We start from the raw sequence: 20486 nt of genomic DNA on the forward strand, positions 1-20486 counted from the left end.
AGGGGGTGACGGGAATCGAACCCGCATAACCAGCTTGGAAGGCTGGGGCTTTAGCCATTAAGCTACACCCCCACCACTCGTTGATGAGCGCCTAGTCACTTTAGCAGGGTCTGGGCTGTACAGTCGAGTTGTGACTCGCCGTAAGCCACGAATCCGCTTCCAGATCCAGCCCACCGTCTCCCATTACCGGGAGCCATTAGTGCGTCGTCTGCGGGAATCCTCCCGTTTCGCCTATGACCTCGTGGGCCGTTTCAAGAACTCTGAGGCCCAGGCCGCCGATGCCATCCTCTCCGCCTCGGAGGACACGCTGCAGGCAGTGGAGCCGACGGGCACCGCCACGGCCGGCCTGCTGTGGTGGGAGAAGGGTCAAGTGGCAGCAGTCTGGTGCGGCGACCACGAGGCCTACGTCCTCGAAGGGCGGGTCTATACAGTCTCCGCCTGGGTCGCCGGTGCAGTGGGCAAACTGCGCGGCCGCAGAGTGCTGCTGTGGGGCCACGGCTGGAAACGCCCCGAGGGCGGACTGAAGCGCAAACTGCGCCTAGGGTTCTACCGTCTGGTGGACGGGCTGATGGTCTACGGGGACCAGGCCCGGGAACTCGGGATCTCCTATGGGGTGCCTCAGGAGAAGATCCGGGTCGTCTATAACAGTCTCTATTCCGGCAAGCAGCTGCCGGAGACTTCCGTGCGAGGATCCAAACCGGGGGAGCGGCCGGTGCTGATCTACTCCTCCCGGCTGACCAGTCGGCACCGCCTGGATCTCTTGGCCGAGGCACTGAGGGACTGGCCGGAGGCTCAGAAACCCCTGGTCGTCGTCGTCGGGGAAGGCTCGGAGCGGCCGCGGCTTGAGGGTGTCTTCGACCAGGCCGGGGTGGATGCCGAATTCCTCGGTGCCGTCTACGACTTCGATCGCCTCAAGGCGCTCTACTCCGGAGCGGACCTCGCACTGTCCATCGGTGGAGCCGGACTCAATGTCATCCAGGCCCTGGGCTTCGGTGTGCCAGTGCTGGCCGAGGCCGGTCACCGCGACTCCAGTCCGGAGATCGAAGCCGTGGTGGAATCCGAGACCGGCAGATACTACGAGGCCGGCAGTGCGACCTCGCTGCGGGAGGTTCTGCTGGAGCTACTGGCCAGCCCCGAGGAACTCCAGCAGATGGGTGCCCGGGGGCTGCAGCTCATCCGGCGCCGCTACACCGCCGAGGCACATGCCGAGGCGATTGAGAACGCCTTGGAGCACTTCCTGCAGCAGAATCCCGCGTAGTTATTGGGCTGCCGCGTGCCTATATGCCCGCGATAAACCAATAGCCACGCGGCAAGTGGGGTGAGGCCACCCGAGGCTGTGTGCTTAGGTTGGCCCTAATCCCGCGGAGGCAAGATCATATTGGTCATTCGGGCGGTGGAGAGGCGGCGGCCGTCGTCGTCGGTCATCACGATCTCATGCACCGTCAGCTGTCGGCCCAGATTGATCGGGGTGCAGGTGCCGGTCACCAGACCTTTGACCCCAGGGCGGTGGTGTGTGGCCGACAGCTCGGTGCCCACCACCTGACGGATCAGCCCCAGATTCTCCCGGACATGTAGCGAAGCCCCGATGGACCCCAAGGTCTCGGCCAAGACGAAATGCCCGCCGCCGTGGAAGATCCCCACCGGCTGCTCATTTCCGGCCACCGGCATTGTGGCCACCATCTTCTCCGGGCTCATCTCCACCATCTGCAGACCCAGCCGGGCCCCCATCGGGGTGAAACCATGCGGCCCCATCCAATCCCAATACTTCTCCGGAATGCCGGCGGCCTTCATCCGCTCAATGCGTTCAGCCTCAGTGGGAAGGGGGGTTGGTGTGCCGGGGGTCACGTAGTCAAGACTCATGATGGCAAGCTTACTGACCCAACCGCCGGCGCATCGGACCGCCGCAGGACTCGAGGTCCGCCGGCCGCGGTAGGCTGGAGCCTGTGAGTACTCAGGGCAATAAACTGCTGGTTGTTGACGGTCATTCGATGGCGTTCCGGGCGTTCTACGCCCTGCCCACCGAGAGTTTCCAGACCTCCTCCGGTCAGTACACCAATGCGGTCCACGGCTTCACCAATATGCTGCTCAAACTCATCCGCGAGGAGCAGCCGACCCATATAGCCCTGGCCTTCGACCTCGACACCCCCACCTTCCGCCACGAATCCTATGACGAGTACAAAGGTGGACGCGATAAGACCCCCGAGGAGTTCCGCGGTCAGATTGACCTCATCAAAGAGGTGGCCGCAGCCCTGAATATCCCCGCGGTCACCGTCGAGGGATATGAGGCCGATGACATTGTGGCCACCTATGTCACCCGCGCCGAGGCGGCGGGCTGGCAGACCCTGATCGTCTCCGGGGACCGGGATGCCCTGCAGCTGGTCACCGAGAACACCCACCTCGACTATCCCACCTCCGGGGTCTCCAAAACCCTGCGGCTGGACCCCGAAGGGGTAGAGGCCAAATACCTCGTGCCACCGCAGAAATACCCGGACCTCGCCGCGCTGGTCGGCGAATCAGCCGATAATCTCCCCGGTGTGCCCAAGGTCGGGCCCAAAACCGCAGCCAAGTGGATTGCCGAATACGGCTCCACCCGCGGAATCCTTGAGAATGCCGATGCCATCAAGGGCAAGGCGGGGGAGAACCTCCGGGCCGCAGTCGAGGATGTCGAACGCAACCTCAAACTCAACCGCCTGGTCACCGACCTCGACCTCCCGGTGGACCTCGAGGAATGCGTGCTGACCCCACCGGACCGCGAGGCAGTGGAACCGCTCTTTGACGCCCTGCAGTTCAACCAGATCCGGGACCGGCTCTTCGAGACCTTTGCCGCCCGTTTCCCCGAGGCGGATCTCGAGGCAGAACCCACCGAGACCCTGCCGGAGATCACCATCGCGGACTCCGCCGAGAGACTGCGGAGCTTCCTGCAGGAACATGCCGAGGCACCAGTGGCTCTGGCCCTGTGCCTGGACCGCTCCGGGGAATCACTGTCCACCAAAGCCAAACGGGATGAGGCAGCTCGCAGCGCGGAGGTACTGGCCGTCGTGCTGGTTCCAGCGGCCGAGGAATCCACCGAGAACACCCCGCAGCCCACTACGGCACTTGCCGTCTCCCTGACCGAGGCAGGCACCGAACTGGAGACCGCCCTGGCCGAATGGCTGGCCGATACCGGCGCGCCCAAACTGGTCCACGACTTCAAAGACGCCGGTAAGCGTCTGGCCTGGCGCGGGCTGCGGCTGCACGGGGCAGTGGAGGACACGGTCCTCTCCGGCTACCTGGTCCAGCCAGACCGCCGGAATTTCGCCTTCGCCGATCTGGTCACCCAGCACCTGGGCGGTTCCACCGAACCCTCGGACTACATCGGGGGAGAGGACTTCAAGAAGAACAACGACGACGGCGGCCAACTCTCCCTCTTTGATGAGGACGTGATCCCCGGAGTCACCCAGGAGGATCTCGCCCGGGCGGGACTGCACGGGATGCTGCTGCACCCCCTCTCGGCGAAACTGCATGCCGAACTCACTGAGCGCAAGGCCGAGAACCTGCTCTACGAACTGGAGCTTCCCCTGGCCGAGATTCTGCTGCAGATGGAACTGACCGGTATCGCGGTCAGCCGCGAACGGCTCGAGTCCCTGGACGCCGAATTTGAGAAGACTATCGCCGAATCCGCCCAGGCCGCCTATGCCGTGGTCGGCCACGAGGTCAACCTCGGCAGTCCCAAGCAGCTGCAGAAAGTCCTCTTCGAGGAACTGGAACTGCCCACCCAGGGTGTGAAGAAGAACAAAACTGGCTACTCCACCGATGTGGAGACCCTCCAGGATCTCCTGGCTAAGACGCAGAACGAGTTCCTGGTGCATCTGATGAACCACCGGGATGCATCCAAGCTGCGCCAGACCGTGACCGGACTGATCGAAGCAGAGGGCGACGACGGACGGATCCACACCACCTATGCCCAGACTGTGGCTGCCACCGGCCGGCTCAGCTCCCTGCACCCGAACCTGCAGAACATCCCGGTACGCACCGAATCCGGCCGTAAGATCCGTGATGCCTTCGTGGTCGGTGAGGGCTACGAGACCCTGCTGACCGCCGACTACTCACAGATCGAAATGCGCATCATGGCCCATCTCTCCGGTGATGCCGCGCTGATCGAGGCATTCAAGGCGGGGGAGGATCTGCACAACTTCGTCGGCGCACGGGTCTTCGGCGTCGGCACCGATGAGGTCACCCCCGAACAGCGCTCTAAGGTCAAGGCTATGAGCTACGGGCTGGTCTACGGGCTCTCCAGCTTTGGGCTCTCCAAACAGCTGGGCATCGGGGTTGATGAGGCCCGGGAACTGATGAATGAGTACTTCGAACGCTTCGGCGCAGTCCGGGATTACCTCCGCGATGTCGTCGCCCAGGCCAAGAAGGACGGTTTCACCTCCACCATCTATGGGCGTCGTCGTTATCTTCCCGATCTCACCAGCGATAACCGGCAGCTGCGTCAGATGGCTGAACGAGCCGCACTGAACGCGCCCATTCAGGGCTCCGCGGCAGACATCATCAAACGCGCGATGATCGACGTCGACGCCGCCATCAGCCAGGCTCAGCTGAACTCCCGGGTGCTGCTCCAGGTCCATGACGAATTGGTCGTGGAGGTCGCCGCGGGTGAGCAGGAGGAAGTGGAGAAGCTGCTTATCGAGAAGATGGGCGCTGCTGCCGAACTGGATGTTCCGCTGGATGTCCATGTCGGCCTCGGCAACTCTTGGCACAGCGCTGCACATTGAGGCCGCAGGCGCTGCTGCTCACTGAGGTGTTTGCCCATTGTTCACCTTCATCAGCTGTGGCACACTCCCTCGAACCACACTGTCGAACGATAGGCTGAGACTGTGAGCACTGACTTCTCGCCCCAGATGCCCGAAATCTCCCCGCTGGCCGAAGGGCTGGTGGCGCGCAGCTTCACCGACACCTTCGAGGCCGAGAGCAAGCCCAATCCCGCCAGTGTCGCCTTCTCCCGTGCGATCGAGCAGGGGTTCTACGAACAGTGGAACTCCGATGAGCATGTCCAGCGGGAACTGGCCGCTCTCGCCCAGGACCAGCAGACTGCCACCGGTGTGTATGCCGATCCCGGCTTCATCGGGCTCGAGCAGTGGGGTGAAGCCTATGAACAGTTCGGCTTCGGTCCGGACTACCCCGTAGGCACCTTTGTCGACTACGACAAGACGCTCAACGCCGGGGGAGCAGAACCCCTGCCGGTCCGCCTGATCACTGGGGTGACCGTCAACCCCGGATTCCGCCGCCGCGGCATCCTCAAACACATGATCACCGCCAGGCTGGCCGATGCGGTTCAGGAGGGGCTGCCCCTGGCCGCGCTGACCGTCTCAGAGGGCTCCATCTACGGCCGCTTCGGCTTCGGTGCCGCCACCCGTGAGCAGAAGGTCGAGATCAACACCACCGCCTCCGGCCGCAGCGGACTGCGCTTCCGAGCACCGGAGACCGGGCGGGTCCTGCCGGTAGACCCCTCTCGGCTCGAGGAGTTCCAGCGAGAGGTATTCGCAGCCCACCACCGCAGCACCCGCGGCTCGGTGGAACGGCAGGCAACCTACTGGAAGATCGGCACCGCCCAGTGGGATCCGGAGAACATTACCTCCACCTGGCGCAAAGCACGGGCAATCGTGCATATCAAAGCCGATGGCAGCGCAGGCGGCTGGGCCATCTTCACCTTCGAGGGCTGGGGATCGAAGCCCCTGACCATGACCGTGCGGGACATGATCACCGTCGATGCCGAATCCCGGCGCGAACTGCTGCGCCACCTCGGTGAGATGGACCTGGTGGACCAGCTGGTCTTCAATCGCAGCTTCCCGGTGGATGATCCACTGCCCCAGGCTCTGCAGAACCCGCGAGCATGCCGGGTCACCGGAATCTCAGATGTGCTCTGGGTCAGGATCCTCAACCCCGTCACCGCCCTCGAGGGGCGGGCCTGGGGTGCCGATGGGGAGTTCAGCCTCACCCTCACCGACCCCTTAGGGATCGCCCAGGGAGTATTCACCGTCTCGGTCTCCGGCGGCGTAGCCCAGGTCAGCAGTACCGAGAGTGCAACCACACCTCAGCATTTCACGATGGACGTCGAAACCCTCGGAGCGCTCTACCTGGGGGATATCTCAGTGCTGACCATGGCTGATGCCGGGCGGATCACCGCAGACGAGGACGCCGACTGGACCGGGTTCTCGGCAACATTCGACCTGCCGACCCGCCCGTTCTGCGCCACTCATTTCTGAGGGCCCGGCTGATCCGGGGGCGAGCCCGGGTCAGGCATCCTCACCGTCGATACCGCTGATGTCATAGGCGACTAATCGACCCTCAAGACTGATGAAGGCCACATCCTCATCATCGGATTCCCATGTGGTGAGGTTCAGAAGATCTACGGGGATGGAGTCACCCTCAACGGATTCTCGATCAGCATCGCAGATCATGTACTCGTGCCCGGAGTCGACATCTCTGGTGTCCTCGTTGAACTGGCCCGTAACCGGATCGCGGGCCTCCCAGCAGAGGAATAGCTCACCCTCAGCGAGGTCTGCGGTATCTCCGGTCTCCATATCGACGATGACCTGATCACCGTCGATACTGACCACAGTCCGGTCCTGGTTTTGCCGGATAGAGCGTTCAGTGCTGATGAAGTGACTTCCGAAGGACTCAACATCCACCGGCAGGTCCCAGATGACATCGCCGCTTGCGGGGTCGATGCCCAGCAGCTCCACACTCTCTTCTTCCAAGGGCTCGTCTAGGTTCAGCTCCCAGCCGTCTTCATCGACAGTCCAGCCGAACTCTCCCGATGTCCAGTGACATAAGGTCATCAGGTCCCCATTAACTGGTGGCAGATTCGGGCAGGAGCTCAACCCCCGTTTTTCCCAGACGGTCTCGCCAGTGGCCTTATCCAGGGCGACATAATGAGTCGTCTCTGATGTGAGTTGGGTGATGGGTTCAGGTTCTTCACCCTCATCGATGGCCATCTGAGCGGGACCCCGTTCCTGCGTTGGATGATGGCGAGCCCACCCCAGGACAACATCTGGTGCAGTGTCGACATCCCGGAAACTCCACCCCTGATCAGGAGTGAAGTCATCACCGAAAACCTCGTAATAAGAGCTCTCCCACAGGATCTCGCCCTCTGGCGCATAGAGCAGCGCAGAATCCATCATAAGTCTGCCGACACGCTACCCCGAAGATGAGGTGAGTGTGAAGCATCCCACGTCAGCAGTGGGTCACTGAGGAGTTGTCATCGCAGTGGAGTCATACTCGATGCGCGCTTGAATGAGGTTGCCGCGGGAGTATAGACTGATTGGGCGCGTTCTGCGCACAGAGTCGTGTCTGACTTCTGACAGATCCCGCTCGATAAGCATATGGCGTTTTGCCCTGTGCCATCGGGCGCCCTGCATTTGTCCGCCGCTCAGTGCACCAGAAGAACAGTGCACTGACCCAACCCAACAATCCCTATAGGAATCCCTACTACATGACCACCACTGCAACCGCCCCCGGTGCCCCTCAGGTCGCCGTCAACGACATCGGAACCGAAGAAGAGTTCCTCGCCGCCATCGATGAGACGATGAAGTACTTCACCGATGGTGACATGGTCGAAGGAACCATCGTCAAGGTTGACCGCGATGAGGTTCTCCTCGACATCGGGTACAAGACCGAAGGCGTCATCCCCTCCCGCGAGCTGTCCATCAAGCACGATGTGGCTCCCGAGGAAGTCGTCGCCGTCGGCGATAAGGTCGAGGCCCTGGTCCTCCAGAAGGAGGATAAGGAAGGCCGGCTGATTCTCTCCAAGAAGCGCGCACAGTACGAGCGTGCCTGGGGCGACATCGAGCGCATCAAGGACGAGGACGGTGTCGTCACCGGTACCGTCATCGAGGTGGTCAAGGGCGGTCTTATCCTGGACATCGGCCTGCGCGGCTTCCTCCCCGCATCCCTGGTGGAGATGCGCCGCGTGCGCGATCTGGCCCCCTACATCGGCCAGGAGATCGAAGCCAAGATCATCGAGCTGGACAAGAACCGCAACAACGTGGTCCTGTCCCGCCGTGCATGGCTGGAGCAGACCCAGTCCGAGGTTCGCTCCACCTTCCTCAACAAGCTGGAGCGCGGCCAGGTCCGCAACGGTGTTGTCTCCTCCATCGTCAACTTCGGTGCCTTCGTCGACCTCGGCGGTGTGGACGGACTGGTTCACGTCTCCGAGCTGTCCTGGAAGCACATCGACCATCCGCAGGAAGTCGTTGCCGTCGGCGACGAGGTCACTGTGGAGGTCCTCGAGGTGGATATGGACCGCGAGCGTGTCTCCCTGTCCCTGAAGGCCACCCAGGAAGATCCGTGGCAGACCTTCGCCCGCACCCACGCTCTGGGCCAGATTGTGCCCGGCAAGGTCACCAAGCTGGTGCCCTTCGGTGCATTCGTCCGCGTCGAGGACGGCATCGAGGGTCTGGTGCACATCTCCGAGCTGGCAGTGCGCCACGTGGACCTCGCTGAGCAGGTTGTCTCCGTCAACGACGAGGTCTTCGTCAAGGTCATCGACATCGACCTCGAGCGCCGCCGGATCAGCCTGTCCCTGAAGCAGGCCAACGAGGGCGTCGACCCCGACGCAGAGGACTTCGATCCCGCTCTCTACGGTATGGACGCCGAGTACGACGAAGAGGGCAACTACAAGTACCCCGAGGGCTTCGACCCCGAGACCAACGAGTGGATGGAAGGCTTCGACGAGCAGCGCGCTGCTTGGGAGGCCCAGTACGCCGCCGCTCAGGAGCGCTGGGAAGCTCACAAGGAGCAGGTCCGCGCAGCGATTGACGCTGACGCTGAGGCCGCAGCTGAGGCATCCGTCTCCGGCGGTTCCTCCTCCCAGCGGAAGCCCGCTGAGTCCGGTCCGGCCAACTACTCCTCGGCACAGACCGAGGTTGAGGATGCCGGCACCCTGGCCTCCGACGAGGCCCTGGCTGCTCTCCGCGAGAAGCTCACCGGTAACTAATTCTTCGCTGAACGCCGGCTTAACAAACGCCGTCTAGTCCCTTGGGGCTGGGCGGCGTTTGTTGCTTTTGTCCAGAAAGCCTGCATACGGTAGGGCACCGTTGAAGGGCCTCAGCAAGGCCTGTGCCGAGCCCGAGAGGTATACATGCTGGAGAAAGTGCACGACCTGTTCAGACTCCGGACCAGTCCGGTGATCTTTTTTGTATCGGTGGCAATAGTTGCCGCCTTTGTGATCGTCACTCTGATCATTCCCGATGAAATGGGTGAATTCTGGGGCGTGGGCTCCGGATGGCTCTATGAAAACATGGGCTGGTTCTACACCTCAGGCGTGACCATATTCCTCATCTTCCTCATCTGGATGGCAGTCGGCCGCTTCGGGCGAATGCGGCTGGGTGATGACGATGCGAAACCCGAGCATTCCGATATCTCCTGGTTCGGAATGCTCTTCGCTGCCGGTATCGGCACCATTCTGATGTTCTGGGCTGTTGCGGAGCCTGCTTTCCACTTTGACAATCCGCCCCGTGGAATCACTGCAGGTCAGGAAGAAGCTGGCTCTGCTGCCATTGCAGGCGCCGACGGTGATGTCGATGCCGCCTACGCAGACGCCGAATCCAATCTTTCAGCGGCTGAAGCCTCTGGTGACGAGGACGCCATCGCAGAGGCCAGTGACACCTACTTCGGTGTCCAGGGCATTATGGACAACTCCGTAGTCGGGGGTACCAATGCTGCCGCATCCGAGGCCATGGGCTTCACCCTCTTCCACTTCGGGCTGCACACCTGGACCATCTTCACCCTCCCGGGTCTGGCCTTCGCCTACTTCATCTACAAGCGCAAGCTTCCTCCGCGCGTCTCTTCCCTCTTCCAACCCCTGCTCGGTGACCGCATCCACGGCCCCATCGGCAAGGGCATCGACGTTTTCGCCATCGTGGGCACCATCTTCGGTGTCGCCGTCTCCATCGGTCTGGGGACCATGCAGATCCACGCCGGCCTCGCCGAGCTGGTCGGACTGCCAGATGAGGCCTGGTCATTCCTTGTGATCATCGGCGTTGTCACCCTAGTGGCGACCATTTCATCGGTGGCAGGTGTCGAAAAGGGAATCAAGCGCCTCTCAAACTTCAACATCTGGACCGCCATCGGGCTGCTGCTGTTCATTCTGGCCACCGGGCCGACGGTCTATCTGCTGCGCGGCATGTTCGAGTGGACCGGTGTCTATCTGGGCGTGCTGCCTGAAGTCTCCTGGTGGAATGACACCATGGCCGATACCGGCTGGCAGGAGAGCTGGACCATCTTCTACTGGGCCTGGACTATTGCCTGGGCACCCTTCGTCGGTATCTTCATCGCCCGGATCTCCCGTGGGCGCACCGTGCGTCAGTTCGTCGCCGGTGTGTTGGGACTTCCCACTGTCTTCACAATCATCTGGTTCGGCGTCTGGGGAACCGGAGTCTTCGACATCGAGCTCAACGGAGAAGGTGGCCTCGTAGATACCGTTGTTGCCGAGGGCGAGGAGATGGCACTGTTCGCCTTCCTCGCCGAATTCCCGCTGGCGACACTCACCTCATCCATCGCGGTGATGCTGGTAGGCGTCTTCTTCATCACCTCCATGGACTCCTGCTCCCTGGTCCTCGATGACATGTGCAACGGCTTCGAGGGCAAGGCGCCGCTGCACCAGCGGGCATTCTGGACCATCGCCATCGGTGGCATCGCCGCAGTGCTGCTCACTGCAACCGGTGAGGGCGGGCTGGATGCGCTGCGCAATGTGGCCCTGGTCTTCGGCCTGCCGTTCTTCATCCTGGGCTACTTCATCATGTACAACCTCTCCCGAGCCATGCGTGAAGACGCGGGGGAGATCAGCTTCCTGCGTACCCGCCGCTGGCTGCAGACCCTGCCGGAGGAGGAGTACAAACGCCGGATGGAGGAGGACGACGACTCTCTGGCCAATGCCGTGGTGGCCCCGGACTTCGCCGAGGGCACCCAGCCGGAGAACGCTCCAGAAGTCGAGCATGTCGAACAGTCCGAGGTTGTCACCGAATACCGGATCCGCACCGGCGAGCAGCCCGTTGTGGACCCTGCCTCACCCGAGGACGGGGATCAATCCCGCAGCTGACCTCGGCTGCTGCCGATAGAATCGACCCATGAGTCGAATCCTCAATGTTGGTCTGACCGGGGGCATCGCCTCGGGGAAGTCGGCGGTTGCTCAGCGCCTGGCAGAACATGGCGCGCTGATCATCGACGCCGACCTCCTCGCCCGCGAGGTAGTTGCCCCCGGTACAGACGGCCTGGCCGAGATCAGGACCGCATTCGGAGATGAGATCCTCGACGTCGAGGGCGGACTCGATCGCCCGGCCCTGGGGCGGATCGTCTTCAACGATGACGAGGCCCGCTCCCGGCTCAACAGCATCATCCACCCCCGGGTGCGCCAGGAGTCGACCCGCCTGCGGGAGTCTGCCGCCGAGGGGAGTGTGGTGGTTGAGGATATTCCCCTGCTGGTCGAAACCGGTCAGCAGGAGAGGTTCGACGCCGTCGTCGTCGTCCAAGCTCCCCACGAGGAGCGCATCCGACGCATGGTCGAGGACCGGGGGATGAGCCCCGATGAGGCCGAATCCCGGATCCGGGCCCAGGCCACCGATGAGCAGCGGGCAGCAGCTGCGGATGTGGTGCTCGACAACAGCGGAACGCTCGAGGAACTGCGCGAGCAGGTGGATCAGCTCTGGGAGAAGCTCTCGAATAAAGGTTCGATGGTGGAGTAGAGTGGTGGCGAGTCCCGGTCTCCCAGCCGCAGCCAGTCCCCAGACCAGACGGGAAGTGAGTCGATAATGAGCCTTGCGCCGAAGATCTCCCGCACTGTTGCCCCGTTCAAGGTCGAAAGCCCCTACCAGCCCTCTGGGGACCAGCCCACCGCAATCGCGGAACTAGCCGAACGGGTCGAAGGTGGGGAGAAGGACGTGGTGCTAATGGGCGCCACCGGTACCGGTAAATCAGCCACAGCGGCCTGGCTCATCGAACGCCTTCAGCGGCCCACACTCATCATGGTCCAGAACAAGACCCTGGCTGCTCAGCTGGCCAATGAGTTCCGTGAGCTGCTGCCCCATAACGCGGTGGAGTATTTCGTCTCCTATTACGACTACTACCAGCCCGAGGCCTATGTCCCGCAGACCGATACCTTCATCGAGAAGGACTCCTCGATCAATGAGGAGGTCGAACGTCTCCGGCACTCGGCCACTAACGCGCTGCTGACCAGGCGAGACACCGTTGTGGTGGCCACAGTCTCCTGTATCTACGGTCTGGGAACCCCCGAGGAGTACATCGAGCAGATGGTTCCGGTCCGCCGGGGTGAGGAGATCGACCGCGATGAGCTGCTGCGGCGGTTCGTCTCGATGCAGTACCAGCGCAATGACACCGATTTCCACCGCGGCACTTTCCGGGTCCGCGGGGATACGGTGGAGATCATCCCGATGTACGAGGAACTGGCAGTACGCATCGAGTTCTTCGGTGACGAGATCGAGGCTATCCACACCCTCCACCCCCTGACCGGCACAGTGGTGCGGGAGGAAGAGGAGATGTACATCTTCCCGGCCTCACACTATGTGGCAGGCGATGACCGGATGGCCCGGGCTATCCGAGACATCGAGGACGAGCTGCGTGATCGTCTGGCCGAACTGGAGTCGCAGAATAAGCTCCTGGAGGCTCAGCGGCTGCGGATGCGCACAACCTATGACCTCGAGATGATGCAGCAGATGGGCTTCTGCAACGGCATCGAGAACTACTCCCGGCATATCGATGGCCGTGGCCCCGGAACCGCCCCGCACTGCCTGCTGGACTACTTCCCGGATGACTTCCTGCTGATCGTGGACGAGTCCCATGTGACCATCCCGCAGATCGGCGGAATGTATGAAGGGGATATGTCCCGAAAGCGCACGTTGGTCGAGCACGGCTTCCGGCTGCCCTCAGCCATGGACAACCGGCCGCTGAAATGGGACGAGTTCCTCGAGCGAATCGGCCAGACCGTGTATCTCTCGGCCACTCCGGGCAATTACGAGCTCGGCCAGTCCGATGGTGTGGTCGAACAGATCATCCGTCCCACCGGACTGGTAGACCCCAAAGTGGAGGTCAAACCCACTAAGGGTCAGATTGATGATCTCCTGGGCGAGATCCGCAGCCGCACCGAACGCAATGAGCGGACCCTGGTGACCACTCTGACCAAGCGGATGGCCGAGGACCTCACCGAATACCTCTTGGAGCATGGGGTCAAGGTGGAGTATCTGCACTCCGATGTGGACACCCTCAAGCGCATCGAGATTCTGCGTGAGCTGCGGAAGGGGACCTTCGACGTCGTCGTCGGTATCAACCTGCTGCGCGAGGGACTGGACCTGCCAGAGGTCTCCCTGGTCGCGATCCTGGATGCGGATAAGGAAGGCTTCCTGCGCTCGACCACCTCGCTGATCCAGACCATCGGCCGTGCTGCCCGTAACGTCCACGGGGAAGTGCATATGTATGCCGATAAGATCACTGACTCCATGCGCCGAGCCATTGATGAGACGGAGCGACGCCGGGCCAAGCAGATCGCCTATAACGAGGAACACGGCATCGACCCCACCCCGCTGGTGAAGAAGATCGCTGATATCACCGACCAGCTCGCCCGGGAGGACGCCGATACTGCCGATCTCCTCCAGGGGATGGGTGGACTGGCCACTGGTTTCCAATACGGCAAGGGACAACGCGGCTGGACCGGTTTCCAGAAGGACGACGACGCCGACTCCACACCTGAGTCCGAAACCAGCCTCGCAGCGCAGACCCCGGCCAAGGACACAGCAGATCTCATTGCCCAGCTCACCGAGCAGATGCATAAGGCTGCCGAGGATCTCAACTTTGAACTCGCTGCCCGACTGCGCGATGAACTGGGTGACCTCAAGAAGGAACTGCGGGCTATGAAAGCCGCCGAATAAATACACTGGGCGCCCAGAAGCGATAGAGTGCTTCTTCGTGACTGAGCAGAATCAGAAGAGCACCCCCGGGCCCGGCTCCGGGTTCCTTGACCGTTATTTCCACATCACCGAGCGCGGCTCCACTATGGGCCGCGAAGTTCGCGGTGGACTCGCCACATTCTTGGCGATGAGCTACATCATTGTGCTCAACCCATTGATCATCGGTGCCAATGCGGACTCCACCGGCCATTTTCTCGGTGGCGGCACGGAACCGAACTTCGCGATGATCGCGGCAGCCACCTCGCTGATCTCCGGTGTTCTGACCATCCTGATGGGAATTATCGGCAAGTTCCCGATGGCGGTCTCCTCCTCCCTGGGTCTCAGCGCCTTCATCACATACGGCATCGTGATGCTGCCCGGAATGACCTGGGCCGATGCTATGGGCCTGGTGGTCATTGAGGGTGTCATTCTGCTGATCCTGGTGCTGACCGGATTCCGCTCAGCCATCTTCAACGCTGTGCCAGCACCGCTGAAAGTCGCGATCAGTGTGGGCATCGGCCTGTTCATTGCACTGATCGGCATGATGAACGCTGGGTTCATCCAGAACTCCGGTGGCGCCGGCCTGGAGCTGGGTGTGGGCGGCTTCGTCTTCGGCTGGCCGCTGCTGATCTTCCTGATCGCTCTCTTCGCTCTATTCGTGATGTGGACAGCCAATGTCCGTGGCGCCATCCTGTACTCCATTGTCGGCGCCACTGTGGTGGCAATGACCGTGGAGTCGGTGATGCGGATCGGTCCGCGCACCAATGCCGATGGTGATGTCATCAACGAATACGGCTGGGATCTGAATGTCCCCAGCCTCGATAAGGACTGGCTGCAGGCACCGGATCTCTCTCTGCTGGGCGAGTTCAATCTGCTGGGCTCCTGGGAGTCAGTGGGCCTGGTGGCGGCGACCCTTCTGGTGTTCACCCTGCTGCTGGCCAATTTCTTCGACCTTCTGGGCACTATGGTGGGTGTCTCCAACACCGGCAATATCAAGGACGAGAACGGCGATATTCCGTACTCGAAGCGAATCATGGTCTCCGATGCCCTGGGCACTATCGGCGGCGGTGCCGGCGGCACCTCAGTGAACTCCGGCTTCATCGAGTCCACAGTGGGTGTCGGCGACGGTGCCCGGACGGGCCTGGCCAATGTGGTCACCGGCCTGCTCTTCCTGGTCACGATTGTGCTGGCTCCGCTGGCCGAGCTGATCCCCACCGAGGCGGCTTCGGCAACTCTGGTGCTGGTGGGATTCCTGATGATGCAGCAGATCACCCGGATCGACTGGAAAGATATGGAAATCGCGATTCCGGCGTTTATGACTGTGGTCATGATGCCGTTCAGCTACTCCATCACTAATGGAATCGGTGCCGGATTCATCACCTTTGTGCTGATCAAAGTTCTTCGCGGGAAAGTCCGCGAGGTCCATCCTCTGATGTATCTCACCGCAGCACTGTTCATGCTGTATTTCATTTCCGGTCCTATTCAGGATGGACTGGGGGTCAGCTGATACCCAGCTGAATTTAATCATTTGGGGCTACGCTAAGTGATTATGTCTCAGCGAAGCCCCTTCATCGGTCGTGATGAAGAGCTCTCCCGTATTGAAGAGGCAGTTGAGGCAGTCCGCAATGGTGAGACGCGCTTCGTCGTCGTTGAGGGGATCACTGGTTCAGCACACAATAGTGTGGTCTCACTGTTCCTCGGTCATACCGCCGAAGTCAGCGAACCGGTGATCACCAGTGTGGCTGATATGCACCACATGGATGAGGTCTCCGCCGATACCTTCTGGCAGGCCCTGAGCGTGATGGACCGTGGCCCGATGATCTTCCTGCTCTCGGTGTGCCCCACTGATCGGCCGGAGATCAACCGAATCATCCAACTGGCCCAGGTTCACCCCAAGGGGCTTTATCTTCCACTGGCACCACTGTCGGTCAGAGAAATCCAAGAGGTGATCAGCGGCATCACCGAACTGCCCGTCAGCCAGTCAGTTGCCCAGCGGGTGCTGGCCCGTACAGACGGCTTCCCGAGGTACGTATGCGCTGTGGCCCGCTGGCTGCAGAACCACCCAGTGGGTCAGCGGGGCATCGACCGCGCCATCGATGAGGTCCTCGATGACGATGAATCGCATAGTTTCCAGCTGAGCCTGGCCGCCTCAGTTGGGGCTGAAGGGCCCCTGCGCCGGGCCTTGCGAGTATTGGCAGTCGAGCTCGTCGCCGTCGTCATCGACGAGGACGGCAACGAATACACCTCACCCAGCATCACGGTGACCATCGAAGAAGCAGACCCCGGGGACCCCGACCCCACAGAGACACCCACTGAGGATCCGACTCCCACGGGCACCGAAACTCCGACGCCAACAGATGAGCCCACGGCAACGGACACTGAATCTCCAACGGATACCGGTACGCCCCCGGAACCCACGGAGACGACGGATACCTCCGAGCCGAGCCCCTCACCCTCCGATGACGGTGCCCAACTGGTAGCCCCAGAGGAAAGCGAAGATCAGGACCGTGGCGGCCTCGCCACCACCGGTTCCGGCCTCACCGCACTCTCGCTGCTGGCAGGCAGCTTCCTGCTCCTGGGCATCCTCCTGCTGATGATCCGCCGGGACCAGCGCGACGCGGCCGCGGGCCAGCAGTTGGGGAGGAACGGAAACCCCGGGCCTCAGTCCTCCGTGCGGCGCAACAGCTCACGGAGGATTGAGGCGCCGTCGTCGTGGATCCCATCATGGTGGAACTCATCGGTCTCATAGACAGAAAGCCCCGCGACCCGGCCAGCAGTCTCCAAAGAGAGATCCCGGTCAACGAAAACATCCTCGGAGTAGACACAGGCAGCTGCCGGCACCTCATTGCGGGCCAACTGAACGAGGTCATACAGCGGGTCCCAATCCTCCACTGCGGCAAGAGCATCAGCCGTTTCAAACAACGGAGCCAGCACCGGATCCAGCTGCACATGCTCACGGAAGATCATCTCCCCGGTAAGCAGGGGTGACTCCGCCTCAGCTGAGAACTCCGGGAACTGGGCGGCGACTCGCTCAGCGGCCCAAGCGGTGGCCGGCTCACCGGGAAGCCCATAGATGGACTCATGCATCACCGCGTACATCGGATTGCCGGCAAAGCTGATCCGGTTCCCCACCTCCGCCAAGAACGTGTCGGAAAGCTGTGCCCGACCGCCCACATGCGCGAAGGCCTCCTCCAAGAGGTAGTGCAAGGAGTCCACGCGGGTGTTCCCACCCAGGGTCATGCCCAACATCTGCAACCGCGACACGGTCAGCTCCGAGCCATCCAGAAGATGCACCGGATCGCCCGCGTCAACCCGTGCCCGCAGATGCTCCACAACACGGTCCAGGGCTTCCCGATCCTGCGGGAAACGTTCGAAATGCTCCTCATTGCGGGCACGCATCCGCGCATAGGTCTGCTGATACACCCGGTCAGCAGGTCCGGTCAGCGGAGCCAACCCGCCGGTGAACAGGGCCCGGTCCATATGCTCCGGTGCCAGTGAGAGATAGGTGAGAGTGCAGAAGCCGCCGTAGCTCTGCCCGAAGACGGTCCAAGATTTGATTCCCAACTGCCTTCGTAGAGCCTCTGCATCCTGGACGATGGAATCGGCACGGAAGTTCCTCAGATACTGGGCCTGCTCCTCAGGGGTTCCCCGCTGGGCGAGGTGATGCCGGTCCAGCCGGGTGGAGAGGCCGGTGCCGCGCTGATCCAACATCAGGATCCGGAAGTCCTTGGCCACCTCGGCCATCCAACCGCCGAGCTTAGCCGGACGGTTGCCCTTACCTCCGGGGCCACCCTGCAGGAACAGCAGCCAGGGCAGGCCTGCAGTGTGGACCTCACCTTTGGCCGCAGCCTCGGGACCGACGAATTCCCGTGCATAAACCTGGATCTTCTCCCCGCTGGGGTTCTCCCAGTCCAAGGGGACTGTGACCCAGTGGTCGGTGATGCGCGTGCCGTCCAGTAGAAGTTGAGATTCAGGCATAGCAACAGCTTCTCATGTTCAGCGGGTCTCACCTGCGGTGATGACCAATGTCACGGCGAGGCAGGCAAATGCGGCTGTTCCCATCTTCTGCCGGTTAGACTTCGACAGTGACAAAGGATCGGAAGGACCTTATAACCCGGACAGTTCGGTTTTCGGCTTCCGAACCCTGCTTTATAGATACCGCTGGTGGGTGCCGGTGGTTGTTCTGCCATTGGCTGGACTCTCAGTGTTGATCGGTCTTCATGGACAGAACCGGCTGACCGAGGAGCCCGATCAGCCCATCAGCTTCATCATCGAGGACGGTCTGCCCTACGGGATCACTCAGGAATCTGTAGAGGCCGCAGCCGAGGGACGGGCTATCAGTAGGGAACCGTTCACCATGATGGTGGTGGAACGGGAGCTGGAATGGGAGGAGAGCAACTTCGGCGAACTTCCCGAAGGAGTAGATGTCCTTCTCTCAGTCGGTCATGACCCGGAGGATAATGACCTGGTCCTTCCTGATGGCAACCGCGTGGGTCTGGCGCATCTCGGGAGTCAGGAGGACAGCAGCCACCGGTGGTCTGTGGCCACCGAAATCCGCGACGTCTTCAACAACAACCGGAGCATGGGCCATGGTCCCTGTGCCGTAGTCGGGGCCGCCCAGACTGCGGCACAGCTTGAGTTCAACGGTGCAGCTGCCCGGACTCCACTGTTCTGGGGCGCCCTGGCCGCACTGCCGATGGCAGGGGCAGTGCTCTTCACAGTCCTCTGGGTGAAATTTCTGGGTGATGAGCGACAACGACGACGCCGCTTCGCCGAAGCGCGGCTGCAGCTGGCACGGGTTGTCCTGGAATTGGACACGGTAGAGGTTCCCTTCCGGATCCCAGAGTCACAACTTGCAGAGTCTGCAACAGCTGAGCATGTTGAGGCTGCCGAGAAACTCCGGGGCGACTGGGAAAAGTGACGCTGGAGAGTTTCGAAGACCGAGCTGATGCACTCCGGCACCAAGCAGATGCCTTGGTAGCCGCAGCGAATCTGCAGGTGGGCTTCGCCGAGTCCAGATCTGTACTGGAACGTTTGGCACATCCCCTGACCCAGGCCCTGGAGAAAATCCTGCGGCACAGTGAGTCCCTGGATGAACGCAGCTATGAGCAGATTGAAGCTCAGCGGACCCATCTGCTGGCCCTAGTTCAGGAGGGCACCAGTGCATTGGGGGCTGACCCCGGGGCTGAGAACATAGCCCAGCAGAGCGAGTTCATCAAGCGCTGGACTGACGCCGAGGAGCGCATAGCCAAGACCCTCGGCAGCCTCTGCAACAAACTCCGAACCGAGGACACAGATCTCGCCGTCAGTCAGGCTGCCGTTCACCAGCAGATCCAACACCGGGTCGAAGCCGTCACGGGGGACAGCCACGAGAGTTGGAATGCCCTGCGCCGGGCAGTGGGTCTGGGCGAGTCCCGAAAGCTGCCTGCCCAGCACCACGCCGAACGTCTGCTGAAACTGCTCAAGCTGCCCCGTAATGAGGTCCCCGTAAGAATCACCACGGGGGAGTCCCTCCGCATGTACAGGGGCAACCAGTCTGGAGCGGGGAAAGCCGGGGCCATGGGTGCCGGGTTAGTTGCCGTTTCGATCATTATTGGCCTGCTGACCGGTTGGGCAGTGGTGGCCACTCAGGAACAGCCGACCACCGCCTTCGGCCGGACACTCACCGGTGATCAGCCACTTGCTGATCTGAGAATCTACGGGGATCCCGAGCAGATTCCTGATTACGCGGTGGAACCCATCAGCCAGGATGCCCCGGACAATAGAGACCCCCTGACTCTGGAAGCTGTGCGGGAGCATATGGCCAGGGCCGCCGAGGCGGAGGAGCGGAATCGAGCTCTGATGCCCGATCATCTGGAGCTCACCGTAGCCCTGCTGCCCATTGAAGACTATGTGGACAATGTGCCCCCGCCGGGAAGTGATAACCGGGCAGAGGTCGACTATTTCGAAATTGCGGAAGCCTATGCCCAGATTCGCCAGGACGTTGCTGAGGAAGACCCCGAGATCTTCGACCCCAGCACTGGAGAGGTCCGCCTAGGCCAGGCGATTCTTCCGGTATGGCTCTTCGACTCAGGGATGTATGCCGTGGGCATGCCGATGACTGGTGAAATCGAAGCGCTGTTCTGGGCAGTGACCATCACGATATCGACGGCCACCCTGGCCGTGCTGGTGATAATCGTCGCCTTGGCGCAGGCTCTGATTCACCGCTCAACATCTGCAGCAGCCCGGGGAAAACTGGGCGCCATCCAAGACCGCCTCAACCAGCTGGCCCTGGGCCTGGATCTCTCAAGGATCGATATGGTGGCGGTTCTCGGTGGGGACCGGGGGACCAGCAGTCAGGCTGCCGAGGCCGATCAGCGCCTCTATGAAGCAGCACTGGTCACCGCATGGCGTCAGGTCCAGGTGCTCGATTCAGCGCCGCGGGCCCAGCAGCGCCGCCCCGAATGGGTCTCCCGGGTGGAGAACCTCGACCGGTTGGTCCGCATGCTCAGCCAACGCGACACAGATGTGGCCCAGCGCGCTCTCGAGCTGGTCCGCAGCTGATCA

Annotated in this window: 14 protein-coding genes and 1 tRNA gene; 11 read left to right on the forward strand and 4 right to left on the reverse strand. The window is 61.9% G+C overall.

The genetic code is table 11. The features are described from left to right. Positions 1–72: transfer RNA gene (locus tag HGQ17_RS00685), tRNA-Gly, on the reverse strand. A 58-nt stretch (positions 73–130) separates the two neighbouring features. Between HGQ17_RS00685 and HGQ17_RS15635 the strand changes: the two genes are divergently transcribed. After that, entirely contained in the window at positions 131–1258 is a 1128-nt protein-coding gene (locus tag HGQ17_RS15635; RefSeq protein ID WP_168886048.1) for a glycosyltransferase family 4 protein, read from the forward strand. Between the two features lie 95 nt (positions 1259–1353). On the opposite strand, the gene HGQ17_RS00695 is transcribed toward HGQ17_RS15635, so the two are convergent. After that, entirely contained in the window at positions 1354–1860 is a 507-nt protein-coding gene (locus HGQ17_RS00695; RefSeq protein WP_168886049.1) for a hotdog fold thioesterase, read from the reverse strand. Positions 1861–1943: 83 nt separating this feature from the next. Between HGQ17_RS00695 and polA the strand changes: the two genes are divergently transcribed. After that, positions 1944–4757 (forward strand): DNA polymerase I, encoded by a 2814-nt coding sequence (polA, locus tag HGQ17_RS00700; RefSeq protein WP_324615126.1) that lies wholly within the window; start codon positions 1944–1946, stop codon positions 4755–4757. 102 nt (positions 4758–4859) lie between these two features. Next, the gene (locus HGQ17_RS00705) at positions 4860–6248 is read left to right on the forward strand and encodes a GNAT family N-acetyltransferase (RefSeq protein WP_168886050.1); all 1389 of its coding nucleotides are present in this window, start codon (positions 4860–4862) and stop codon (positions 6246–6248) included. 30 nt (positions 6249–6278) lie between these two features. Here the strand turns inward: HGQ17_RS00705 and HGQ17_RS00710 are convergent, their stop codons facing one another. Further along, positions 6279–7166 (reverse strand): outer membrane protein assembly factor BamB family protein, encoded by an 888-nt coding sequence (locus tag HGQ17_RS00710; protein WP_168886051.1) that lies wholly within the window; start codon positions 7164–7166, stop codon positions 6279–6281. 311 nt (positions 7167–7477) lie between these two features. Between HGQ17_RS00710 and rpsA the strand changes: the two genes are divergently transcribed. From rpsA to HGQ17_RS00740, 6 genes are all read left to right on the forward strand, one after another. Beyond that, positions 7478–8980 (forward strand): 30S ribosomal protein S1, encoded by a 1503-nt coding sequence (gene rpsA / locus HGQ17_RS00715; protein ID WP_168886052.1) that lies wholly within the window; start codon positions 7478–7480, stop codon positions 8978–8980. Positions 8981–9124: 144 nt separating this feature from the next. Next, entirely contained in the window at positions 9125–11083 is a 1959-nt protein-coding gene (locus HGQ17_RS00720; RefSeq protein WP_229503203.1) for a BCCT family transporter, read from the forward strand. Positions 11084–11120: 37 nt separating this feature from the next. Then, positions 11121–11726, forward strand: a complete 606-nt coding sequence (gene coaE, locus HGQ17_RS00725) for a dephospho-CoA kinase (RefSeq protein WP_324615160.1) — start codon at positions 11121–11123, stop codon at positions 11724–11726. A gap of 66 nt (positions 11727–11792) precedes the next feature. Continuing rightward, positions 11793–13922 carry an excinuclease ABC subunit UvrB gene (uvrB, locus tag HGQ17_RS00730; protein ID WP_168886054.1) on the forward strand — a complete coding sequence of 710 codons (2130 nt, stop codon included), beginning with the start codon at positions 11793–11795 and terminating at the stop codon, positions 13920–13922. 124 nt (positions 13923–14046) lie between these two features. Then, on the forward strand, positions 14047–15447 hold the full coding sequence (locus HGQ17_RS00735) for an NCS2 family permease (protein WP_168886446.1): 1401 nt from the start codon (positions 14047–14049) through the stop codon (positions 15445–15447). A 42-nt stretch (positions 15448–15489) separates the two neighbouring features. Next, positions 15490–16689 (forward strand): ATP-binding protein, encoded by a 1200-nt coding sequence (locus HGQ17_RS00740; RefSeq protein WP_168886055.1) that lies wholly within the window; start codon positions 15490–15492, stop codon positions 16687–16689. Here the strand turns inward: HGQ17_RS00740 and HGQ17_RS00745 are convergent. Beyond that, positions 16602–17918, reverse strand: a complete 1317-nt coding sequence (locus tag HGQ17_RS00745; protein ID WP_168886056.1) for an alpha/beta fold hydrolase — start codon at positions 17916–17918, stop codon at positions 16602–16604. The genes HGQ17_RS00740 and HGQ17_RS00745 overlap by 88 nt on opposite strands. Before the next feature lie 229 nt (positions 17919–18147). On the opposite strand from HGQ17_RS00745, the gene HGQ17_RS00750 reads away from it, so the two are divergent. Next, on the forward strand, positions 18148–18861 hold the full coding sequence (locus HGQ17_RS00750) for a hypothetical protein (RefSeq protein ID WP_168886057.1): 714 nt from the start codon (positions 18148–18150) through the stop codon (positions 18859–18861). Beyond that, the gene (locus HGQ17_RS00755) at positions 18858–20483 is read left to right on the forward strand and encodes a hypothetical protein (protein ID WP_168886058.1); all 1626 of its coding nucleotides are present in this window, start codon (positions 18858–18860) and stop codon (positions 20481–20483) included. The genes HGQ17_RS00750 and HGQ17_RS00755 overlap by 4 nt, the downstream gene beginning before the upstream one ends. Positions 20484–20486 lie beyond the last annotated feature (3 nt).

Source organism: Nesterenkonia sedimenti (genome assembly GCF_012641515.1).
Lineage (GTDB): Bacteria > Actinomycetota > Actinomycetes > Actinomycetales > Micrococcaceae > Nesterenkonia > Nesterenkonia sedimenti.

What these genes read in the sequence shown, in the direction of transcription:
- HGQ17_RS00695 (WP_168886049.1), bottom strand. Translation starts at nt 1,860, where the DNA reads ATGAGTCTTGACTACGTGACCCCCGGCACACCAACCCCCCTTCCCACT.
- HGQ17_RS00710 (WP_168886051.1), bottom strand. Translation starts at nt 7,166, where the DNA reads ATGATGGATTCTGCGCTGCTCTATGCGCCAGAGGGCGAGATCCTGTGG.
- rpsA (WP_168886052.1), top strand. Translation starts at nt 7,478, where the DNA reads ATGACCACCACTGCAACCGCCCCCGGTGCCCCTCAGGTCGCCGTCAAC.
- HGQ17_RS00720 (WP_229503203.1), top strand. Translation starts at nt 9,125, where the DNA reads ATGCTGGAGAAAGTGCACGACCTGTTCAGACTCCGGACCAGTCCGGTG.
- uvrB (WP_168886054.1), top strand. Translation starts at nt 11,793, where the DNA reads ATGAGCCTTGCGCCGAAGATCTCCCGCACTGTTGCCCCGTTCAAGGTC.
- HGQ17_RS00735 (WP_168886446.1), top strand. Translation starts at nt 14,047, where the DNA reads ATGGGCCGCGAAGTTCGCGGTGGACTCGCCACATTCTTGGCGATGAGC.
- HGQ17_RS00740 (WP_168886055.1), top strand. Translation starts at nt 15,490, where the DNA reads ATGTCTCAGCGAAGCCCCTTCATCGGTCGTGATGAAGAGCTCTCCCGT.
- HGQ17_RS00745 (WP_168886056.1), bottom strand. Translation starts at nt 17,918, where the DNA reads ATGCCTGAATCTCAACTTCTACTGGACGGCACGCGCATCACCGACCAC.